General features: G+C 44.8%; 8 protein-coding genes and 1 pseudogene. 5 read left to right on the top strand and 4 right to left on the bottom strand.

Translation table 11 applies throughout. The features are described from left to right. Positions 1-99: 99 nt before the first annotated feature. Positions 100-1,437, bottom strand: a complete 1,338-nt coding sequence (locus tag JGK39_RS31900; protein ID WP_293298785.1) for a hypothetical protein — start codon at positions 1,435-1,437, stop codon at positions 100-102. 97 nt (positions 1,438-1,534) lie between these two features. On the opposite strand from JGK39_RS31900, the gene JGK39_RS31895 reads away from it, so the two are divergent. After that, positions 1,535-2,320 carry an SDR family oxidoreductase gene (locus JGK39_RS31895; RefSeq protein WP_293261209.1) on the top strand — a complete coding sequence of 262 codons (786 nt, stop codon included), beginning with the start codon at positions 1,535-1,537 and terminating at the stop codon, positions 2,318-2,320. 287 nt (positions 2,321-2,607) lie between these two features. Here the strand turns inward: JGK39_RS31895 and JGK39_RS31890 are convergent, their stop codons facing one another. Together JGK39_RS31890 and JGK39_RS31885 are read right to left on the bottom strand one after the other, a co-directional pair. After that, positions 2,608-3,387, bottom strand: a complete 780-nt coding sequence (locus tag JGK39_RS31890; RefSeq protein ID WP_293261212.1) for a photosystem II S4 domain protein — start codon at positions 3,385-3,387, stop codon at positions 2,608-2,610. A gap of 286 nt (positions 3,388-3,673) precedes the next feature. Continuing rightward, complete coding sequence (locus tag JGK39_RS31885; protein ID WP_293261215.1) at positions 3,674-4,807, bottom strand: class I SAM-dependent methyltransferase; 1,134 nt, start codon at positions 4,805-4,807, stop codon at positions 3,674-3,676. A gap of 475 nt (positions 4,808-5,282) precedes the next feature. On the opposite strand from JGK39_RS31885, the gene JGK39_RS31880 reads away from it, so the two are divergent. Further along, on the top strand, positions 5,283-6,326 hold the full coding sequence (locus tag JGK39_RS31880; protein ID WP_293261218.1) for an adenylate/guanylate cyclase domain-containing protein: 1,044 nt from the start codon (positions 5,283-5,285) through the stop codon (positions 6,324-6,326). Positions 6,327-6,495: 169 nt separating this feature from the next. Here JGK39_RS31880 and fabG read toward each other — a convergent pair whose 3' ends face one another. Continuing rightward, the gene (fabG, locus tag JGK39_RS31875) at positions 6,496-7,260 is read right to left on the bottom strand and encodes a 3-oxoacyl-[acyl-carrier-protein] reductase (protein WP_293261222.1); all 765 of its coding nucleotides are present in this window, start codon (positions 7,258-7,260) and stop codon (positions 6,496-6,498) included. A 364-nt stretch (positions 7,261-7,624) separates the two neighbouring features. Between fabG and trxA the strand changes: the two genes are divergently transcribed. From trxA to JGK39_RS31860, 3 genes and pseudogenes are all read left to right on the top strand, one after another. Then, complete coding sequence (gene trxA / locus JGK39_RS31870) at positions 7,625-7,942, top strand: thioredoxin (RefSeq protein WP_293148879.1); 318 nt, start codon at positions 7,625-7,627, stop codon at positions 7,940-7,942. Positions 7,943-8,029: 87 nt separating this feature from the next. Further along, positions 8,030-8,602, top strand: coding sequence for a hypothetical protein (locus JGK39_RS31865; protein WP_293261225.1), 573 nt, complete (start codon positions 8,030-8,032; stop codon positions 8,600-8,602). Between the two features lie 174 nt (positions 8,603-8,776). Continuing rightward, positions 8,777-9,313, top strand: a pseudogene (locus JGK39_RS31860) (IS1 family transposase); the annotation flags it as partial. Positions 9,314-9,406 lie beyond the last annotated feature (93 nt).

The raw sequence follows: 9,406 nt of genomic DNA, 5'->3' as shown, positions 1-9,406 counted from the left end.
TTTGCCATCACAAGATTGACAAAACTTATATTGCCGATGCCAGCTCAAATTCACTCATCTTTCTAAATGCTGTTTTCTGACTTTTTCAGCAAGCCCTAATTATTTTTGCCACTCTTGCTGTTTTTTGCGAGCAGATTGCAGCCATTTTTGCGATTCAGGATAAACTGTTGTCCCAGGTTTTACGGATTCTAATTGATTGATAATTTGTTGCAATTGTCCGAGGGAGTTACCGGAATTTTGACTGGGAGAATTTAAGTTATTTTGCAAATTTGCCAACAAGCTTTTAGCTTCTTGCAAAGCTTTTTCAGAATCCTTTTCTGCTTGCAGTCTAATCTGGGAAATTCCTAGATTTTTCTGATATTCAGCGAGTTTGGTTTGAGCGTCGAGATAGCCCGGATTATCGACAGGAATCATTTTCAGTCGGTTAATTCCTTCTTCCCACAATCCTGCTATTTGCTCCCACTGGGCGGCTGGATGCGGCGGTTTTTGAGAGGCGACGGCGGCGGAAAGAGCAAATTCTTTTGCTGCTTCAATTAAGTTGTCGGCGCGCACGGAACCGGTGGCGATTCCTCCCATTGCTTGAAAGTCTCTTTCTGCTGCTTGAAGTTTTTGCTTAGCTGTTTTTCCGGCGAGGGTTTCGGCGGGAATTTGGTTGAGTCGATCGATCGCACTTTGCCAATTTCCACTCGCTTTTTGTCTATCCACCGCAGTTTTTGCTTGCTGGTACTGCTGTTTCGCCGCGTTGAGAGTTTGTTCGACTCGATCTAACTCAGTAAAAGCATTTTTTTGCTGGAAAATTTGAACATCCATCCGCCCGATATTTTTGCGGGCGGCTTCAAATTCATCGAGTGTAAACCGCCAAGTGCAGCGGGAAAAAGAGCAGTACCTCTTTGGGTAATAGCCGAGGAACCACACCGGCAAAGCATCGAGGTGTTTTTGCGCTTCTTTTACTTTTGTTTCGCCCAAGTCGAAATCTGCCGCAGCCGTAGCTTTGTTAACCAGTTGATCGGATTGTTCTACGAGGGCGATCGCCTGTCGGTAATTGTAATCCATACTGATAAAGCTGGGCAACAATAATATCGGCATGGTGTTCGCCACGGGCCAGCGAATCATCGGAAAAGGCAGGTTAATCAGCCAAATTACCCCCGCCCCAGCGCCCAGCAAACCGCCCGCCAAGAGGATTTTATCGAATAATCCGGGGGCGCGGTTGGCTTTGACAGCAGCTTTGAGAGCTTCTTCGCTGAAATTGGGAAATTCGTCTTTGAAGGTATCGCGGATTTCTTCTCTGGATGCGAAAGTGCCGTTTTGCGATCGCAATTTCTCCAGCCGCTTCATCACCATCTTGCGGTACACTGCACCCGCTAGAGCATCATCAGCCGCGCACTTGTCAACTTGGGCCCGTAAAATGTCAAAAGCTCGATCGGTAAGACGCCCCATAAAACTCACCTATTCCCTTTTAATTATTCTACAGGCTGATATACGAGATAATTGTTAAAATATATAAAGCCCAAATCAAACAATCAAAATTAACTTCATGCCAACTGCTTTAATCACCGGTGCTTCTGGCGGAATTGGTGCAGCCTTTGCCGCCGAATTAGCCCAACGCCAGCACAATCTAATCTTGGTAGCTCGTTCGGAAGCCAAATTGCAGCAGCTAGCTGCTCAACTGCAACAGGAATTCAATATCTTGGTCGAAATTATCGTTCAAGATTTGACTGCGCCAGGAGCCACAACTGCTGTATTTGATGCGGTTGTTCAAAAAGGTTGGACGGTTGATTTGCTGGTGAACAATGCGGGTTTTGGGGATTATGGCGCTTTTGGCGATCGGCCTTTAGCCAAACAAGTAGGAATTCTGCAACTAAATATTGTAGCATTAGTTGAACTATCGCACTTATTTTTGTCGGGAATGCGGGAGAGGCGATCGGGAAGTATCATCAATGTGGCTTCTATTGCAGCCTTTCAACCGATGCCGTATTTATCAATTTACGCGGCAAGTAAAGCTTTTGTGTTGAGTTTCAGCGAGGCACTTTGGGCGGAAAACAAAGATTTAGGAATTCGGGTTTTAGCACTTTGTCCAGGTCCAACAGAATCGGACTTTTTCAAAGCAGCAGAATTTCCCGAAGGTTTGGCATCTAGTAGCGGGCAAAAACTCGTTTCCGCTGATGAAGTTGTGCGAGATGCACTCAAAGCTTTAGACAAAAATGAGTCTAACGTCGTGACTGGCGGATTCCCAAATCCAATCATCGTAAATATGCCCCGATTTATGCCGCGAGAACTTTTGGTAAACTCGATAGCCAAGCTGTTTATGAATAAAGGATAGGGTGGCCAGAAACCGGGTTTTTCTCGAAATAATTCGTTATCGCCCTAAATCTCGTAAAAAACCCGGTTTCTTTAAACGGTGAACCCGGTTTCTTTAAACGGTGGCGATGCGGCCAGAAACCGGGTTTTTCTCGAAATAATTCGTTATCGCCCTAAATCTCGTAAAAAACCCGGTTTCTTTGAGTTCAACGAGGTGACCAGAAACCGGGTTTTTCTCGAAATAATTGGTTATCGCCCTAAATCTCGTAAAAAACCCGGTTTCTTTGAAAGGTGGCGAGGTGGTCAAAATTACAAGTATCGAGTTAACTGCACTCGATAGCGTTCTTTTTTAGTAATCATAACTTCCCCAATTTCCAATCTTCCCTTACCAGTAACAGCGATTAAATCTCCCGACTTAACGTTATAACTAGCTTGAGTGATGTCTTTCCAATTAACTCGCACGTCCCCTCTGTCAATAAATTCAACCATTTTGCTGCGAGACATAGCGAATCCAGCAGAAGCAACAGCATCCAATCTCATCGATGCTTCAACGGTTGTCATTTCTTTCTTTTTGGGTTCTCTAATTTTTAGTTCGCTCAACTCAATGCGCCGAGTTTTTACTGGAACCGATCGCACTTGCTGCAAACTCATCTCCAGATACTCTACCATTTCGGGCATGACGATCGCCTGCGCGCCCCGTTCCCCCAACACAATCACATCGCCAGTTTTCTCGCGGACAATCCCCGTACCCAGCATGGCGCCTAAGAAGTCGCGGTGGCTAGCGGTGTCAAACAGGAAATTGCCGGCTATCTCCACCGCAGCAACGCTAACACTCCCAGAGTCGATCGGGATATCCGATCGGGCGATCGCAATTCTTTGCCTTTCAGCTTGCGGGTAGCCACCCCAAGCCACTAATTCCACATCAGTTAAGCGCTTAAACACCGTCAGAATGTCCGCCAACTCCGGCGGCGACAAAAAATCAGTCAGAGTAACTTCCCAAGTTTTAATTGCTTGTTCAGCCTGGTCTAATGCCCGCGCCACACATTCGCGGTTTTCGATACCTTTTAACAGTTCTTCTTTTTGTAACATCAGTCAATTTTAGATTCTAATTTGAAATTGCCAAAGGTTGGTGTAGCAACTAAAAAGTCTGCTTCTTTAGCAGTCCCACTACTTTAATTATAGACTAAAATTGTCAATGATACCAAAAATTAAAAATTGTTGCTACGTTTAATAACCGTAGCAACAATTATCTGTTATTGTCTTAACTCCCCGCCGGACACGGCAGTGCCGTTTCCCTACAGATGAGATTCTCTAATTAACGGATTATGGGTGTTGAGAAACCCGGTTCGGTTGATGCGTCCAGGAATGTCAGCGACTAGGCATGAACCATTAAATATTGACCGTTGCCGTTATATTCACCATCGCAACTGGCGAAATTAGCAACAAACCAAATCAAGTAAAACCGCCAGATTCTGCGGAATTTGGCATAGCCGATGCCGTAGTCAAAATCTTTGACTGCCGCCTGAGAGTCATCAAAGTTTTTCAGCCAATTAGCAAAGGTTGTAGAGTAATTGTAACCGTTGATATACCATTGTTTGATGGTTTTGAGGTCTTTCTTGTGGCTGGGAACGGCATCGTATTTCCAGTAACGGCCGTGGGGGAAAATGTATTTGTGGGTGAAAACGCTGGAGATATTGTTAGGGGTGCGAACTGTGATGATGTGAATGAAAACTTTGCCATTATCGTTCAGGAAAGATGCCAGCTTGTGGAAAGCTTTCGTTAAATTGCCTATATGCTCAAAAACTCCGATGGAGATAATTTTGTCAAATTTTGTCTCAAATTGGGCCTCGTTCAAATCTCCTTCATATAGGGTAAATCGACCGGAACTAAGGTAGCTTTCTGGGTCTTGCATTTTTTGACGCATATATTCGCATTGATGGTGGCTGAGGTTAATGCCAGTAAACTGGACATTGGGGAATTTGGAAAGAATGTAATTGGGAACGCAGCCCCAACCGCAGCCAAAGTCTAAAATATTATCGCCATCCTGAATCTCTAGCTTTTCAATCACATCATCAATCATCTGCATTTGCGATTGTTCCAGGTTGGCGGCTCCTTTTTCCCACAATCCCATGCTGTATTTCGGATAAATCAGTTTGCTCTCGCCTAACATGGGATTCAGCATGGCTTGAGGTAAGTCGTACTGAATTTTCATTAAATCCCGCGGCCCTTCGGCTGTATGTTCTGTTTCTGTGAGTACCCATTCGTAGGGTGCGAGGAGAGAGGGAAAATACTTAAAGAAGACGGGCATACAGGTATCAAAAAGACCTCGCAATACAGAATCCGGTACTTCTAAGCCGTTGATATAAGACTCTGCTACTGCCATTTGCACCGCGTTAACTGCACTGACTGCAATGCGGGTTGCTCGATAGGCGATCGGACTTTTGAGATGGATATTTCCCAGGAGCGGGATGTGCTGTTCGATGTTTTGTAGGGCTGTTGATGAACTCATGGTTATAGGGGTTTTAAAGATACTGCTATTCTATCTCACACAAATTTTGTGGTTGTTAGGCAGCAAAAAAGCTCAAACTATTACTAAGTAAGGTTTAGAACGAAAAAGCCTGCAAAACCCTCAAAATATATGGCGGTTGACGCCGATTGGACAACGCATTTATTGGGTTTTAGGCTATCATAAATTTATTAAGAATTATGTCGGTCAATTTAGGATTTTAGATGGGAGATTTGAGATTGATTTCACAGGCTTTAATGAAGCTTGAATTGAGGTGTTTTCAGGGTACGATCGCGATTTTAATGCTGAGTGAGTTTGGCGGTTGAGCTCACGGCACGGGGAGCAAGTGCCGATCGCCACTTATACTGGATGAATCAGGTAATGCAGAAAAAATGTCGAGAAACCGGGTTTGCATACAGAGTCGCTGCAATAAAAGATGTCCGCTCCATGCTTCGCTACTTAGCTAGAAACGCCACATATGCCAGAGATTCACTATCTGCCGGACGATCGCACGATCGAGATAGACGACGACGATATAATTCTGGAATCTTCCCTGCGTGCGGGGATTCCCCACACCCACGCCTGCGGCGGCAGCGCCCGGTGTTCGACTTGTCGCGTGTTAATTGTCGAAGGTTTAGAGTTTTGCTCGCCCCGCAATTCAGCGGAAGATGAGCTCGCAAAAAAATTGCGCCTAGAACCCGAAATTAGGCTGGCGTGTCAGACGCAGGTGGCGGGCGGGAAGGTGATTTTGCGCCGGCTGGCGATCGATTCTGAAGACTTAGAAACCTTTAACGACCAAATGGCCGGAAACTTGATTTCTGCACCTGTGGGGCAAGAAAAGAAAATTGCCATTTTGTTTGCCGATATTCGAGGCTTTACGGCATTTGCAGAATCGCTTTTACCCTACGATGTAATTTATATTTTAAATCGCTATTTCCAAAAAATGGGTTATGTTATCAACCGCAACGGCGGCACGATCAATAATTATATGGGCGATGGTTTTATGGCGCTGTTTGGGTTGGAAAACTCAGAGAAAGCGGCGGAACAAGCCGTGAGGGCTGGCGTGGAGATGCTGGAGGAATTGGACAAACTCAATCCCTATTTTGAGACTTTATACCGTCACCGGTTGCGGATTGGGATTGGGATTCACTGCGGTTTAGCGGTGGTGGGGAATCTGGGGGCCCAGAAAAATCAGACAGTAACGGCGATCGGGGATGCGGTGAATTTGGCCAGCCGCATTGAAGCTGCAAACAAGCAAGTGGGAACAAGTTTGCTGATTTCCGAGGAGACTTATCAGGAAATCAAGGATTTGGCGATCGTCAACCAGCGCGTATCAGTTAAAATCCCTGGCAAGAGCGGCGAATATCCGCTTTACGAAGTTATCGGAATGCCGCCGCTGCCCGTAGAAATCGAGGAGATTTCCGAGATTGATAAAAGTTCTGTTTGGCAGGGTTTTGTCAAGAATTTGATGAGTTTATTTGCTGCGGTGCGGAATTGGATTCTTAAAATATTTGGGATGTGAATTTATACAAAAACCGCCGATATTAGGCAGACAAACACAGATAAACGCAGATAATTTAAGGAATTGAGCGCGAAGGACTTCAATGTGCAACCTACAGGGATTTGAGATAAATTCATAACCGCACATATCCGCGTTCATCCGCGTGCATCTGCGGTTAAAACAATCCCTCTTAAGCCATCACCATGCCCCCATCAACATTAAAAACCTGCCCCGTAACATAGGCCGCCGCCGCATCCGCCGCCAAAAACTTCACCATCCCCGCAACTTCATCAACTTCGCCGTATCTTCCCAGGGGAATGTACTTCAAAATATCGTCAGATTTGACATCCTTGGTCATATCTGTAGTGATAAATCCCGGTGCAACCGCATTTACAGTAATCGCGCGGCTGGCCAACTCTTTCGCCACAGTTTTAGTAAATCCAATTACTCCAGCCTTCGCCGCGCTGTAATTAGCTTGTCCGGGATTTCCCATTTGACCGGCAACCGAAGCAATATTAATAATTCGGCCGCTGCGCTGTTTCAACATGATTTTGCTGGCAGCTTTTGTACACAAAAATACGCCGGTGAGATTCAAATCAATCACGGCTTGCCAATCTTCCAGTTTCATCCGCAGCAGCAAAGTATCGCGGGTGATGCCGGCATTGTTCACCAAAATGTCAATTCGTCCCCATTTTTCCATGACATTACTGATGAGTGCATCCACTTGGTCAGTTTTGGAGACATCCGCTGCAAGGGCCGCAGCTTCTCCGCCCGCTGCGATGATTTCTGCTACCGCCTCATCAGCCGCAGTGCTTGAACTCGCATAGTTAACAGCGACTTTAGCGCCTTCTGCTGCTAAGCTTAAAGCCACGGCGCGCCCAATTCCCCGCGATGCACCGGTGACAACGGCAACTTGACCCCGCAATCGCTGATATGTCTCTGGCAATAATTCCATAATTGTGTCCTCGCAAATCTACGCTCACAGAATTCTGCACTAAAATCGATCCAGAACCAAAAAAATTTATACTGACTTACCGAGTTCAGTTTTGAGTATTAGTGTCAACCAACAGGTCAAATGTAGTACCGGTCTACTGTCTGACGATTAAAGCCTAGATCCCCCCTAGCCCCCCGTATAGTCGGGGGGAACCGGAAGCACTCAAAGTCCCCCGACTATACGGGGGATTTAGGGGGATCGGGACTCGATTAAAAGCGAGATTTATCAAGGGTTTTAGTCTTAAGTTGACAGTAATTGAGTTGTCACAATTCCCTACTCGTTAAGCCTTCGGGTATAATGGGCGTCCCTTTACCAGATTTTTAAGATGGCAGTTCAAAAACAGTTCAACAGTTTTGAGGAGTTACTATCGAGCTCCGATTTGCCGGTACTGGTAGATTTTTATGCTACTTGGTGCGGGCCCTGTCAGATGATGGTGCCGATTTTGGAACAGGTGAGCGGTCAGACGAAAGATAAGCTGATGGTTGTTAAGATTGATACGGATAAGTACGAGCAGTTGGCGTCGCAGTTTCACATTTATGCTTTGCCGACTTTGGTGCTGTTCAAAAATGGTGTTGAGGTCGATCGCATTGAGGGAGTGTTGCAGCCGGCGCAGTTGATCGATCGACTGCAACCTCACTTGTAGGTTCGTACTAACGTTCGTAGTGAGGACTTTAGTCCTCTCCGGACGGACTAAAGTCCTCACTACAAACCAATGGTGCATTTTTGTCTCATGAAAACACCAAGTCACGCAATTATCAATCTCGCAATTCTCGGTAGAGTTCAGCACTCTGAGTTTAATTTGCTGATAGTTACAGGCGGAATCTTACCCGATATCCCGATATTTTTATTTTACTTTTGGGCGAAGTACATTGCTCGCTTGCCGGAAGCTAAAATCTGGTCGGAAGCATACTATGAGCCTTTGAACCAAAATATTGTTGCATTGTTTCATTCGATTCCCCTGGCGGCGATCGGTTGGTTAATTGCTTATTATTTAGGTTTGCAAAATGTGCAAATTCTGTTTTTGAGTATAATTTTGCACTCTTTGGGGGATTTGCCTGTACATAATGATGACGCTCACCGGCACTTTTTTCCCTTCAGCAATTACCGTTTTATCAGTCCGATTTCTTATTGGGATCCGAATCACTACGGGTCAATTGTTTCTTTAGTTGAAATGCTGTTAGTGCTGCTGTCTACTTTCCGCGTTTTGGGTTTTGTCAACTCTTATGTTGGTAAAGTATTGTTGATTTTGGTGAATAGTTTTTACTCGATCGGCTCTGTGTCTTTTTATGTTCGTTCTAAATAGGACTTACTGGGGGCCCAGAAACCGGGTTTTTTACAAAAATACTCGTTGCAGCCCGCAGATTCGGCAAAAAACCCGGTTTTTTTTGTCGGAGTGCTAAGTCCTATTTGGCGTTGCTGAACTATGGTATGATGAAGTTGTTCTCCGAGCGTCAAAGATCGCACACATTTAAAAGAAATATTATGCAATGCCCGCTCATGCAATTCAACTCACATCAATAAGAATGGCCACAAAAAAGGCAAACAGAATTATATTTTTGTTTCATGCAAAAGACAATTTATAGATAATTATAAGCCTCAAAGAGGATATCCGGAATAAGTCAAACGTGAATGTCTAAAAATGTATGTTAGTGGCCTGGTTTTAGAGCAATTGAAAGAGTCAAGAATGTGCATCATACTACAATCATTAATTGGGTAAAATCAGCCGGGAAACTCTTGCCAGATTTTTACGAACCAGAAACCAATCCCGAAGTGGGAGAATTAGATTAATTACAAACATTTGTGGGTAAAAAAAAATAAAACCTCGCTGTGGAAAGCGGTAGACCATTTTAAGCCAGGTATTTTAGGATGGGTTTTAGGCGACCATAGCGCCAAAAGTTTTGAACCACTATGGGCTATTGTTAGTAAATGGAAATGCTACTTTTATGTAACAGATGGCTGGAAAGTTTACCCAAATTTTATGACCGAAGGAGACCAGATTATCAGCAAAACCTATAGAACCCATTTGAGATCTTTGGGCGATAGCGTAGAATCAAGGCAGAGTAGGTGAATTTGAGTAAATTGAGGTGAGAAATGGGGTATTCAAGTG

The organism is Microcoleus sp. PH2017_12_PCY_D_A (genome assembly GCF_020738565.1).
Taxonomy (GTDB): Bacteria; Cyanobacteriota; Cyanobacteriia; order Cyanobacteriales; family Microcoleaceae; genus Microcoleus.
The sequence above is the reverse complement of the archived record's forward strand: the minus strand, read 5'-3'. Positions and strand labels throughout refer to the sequence as shown.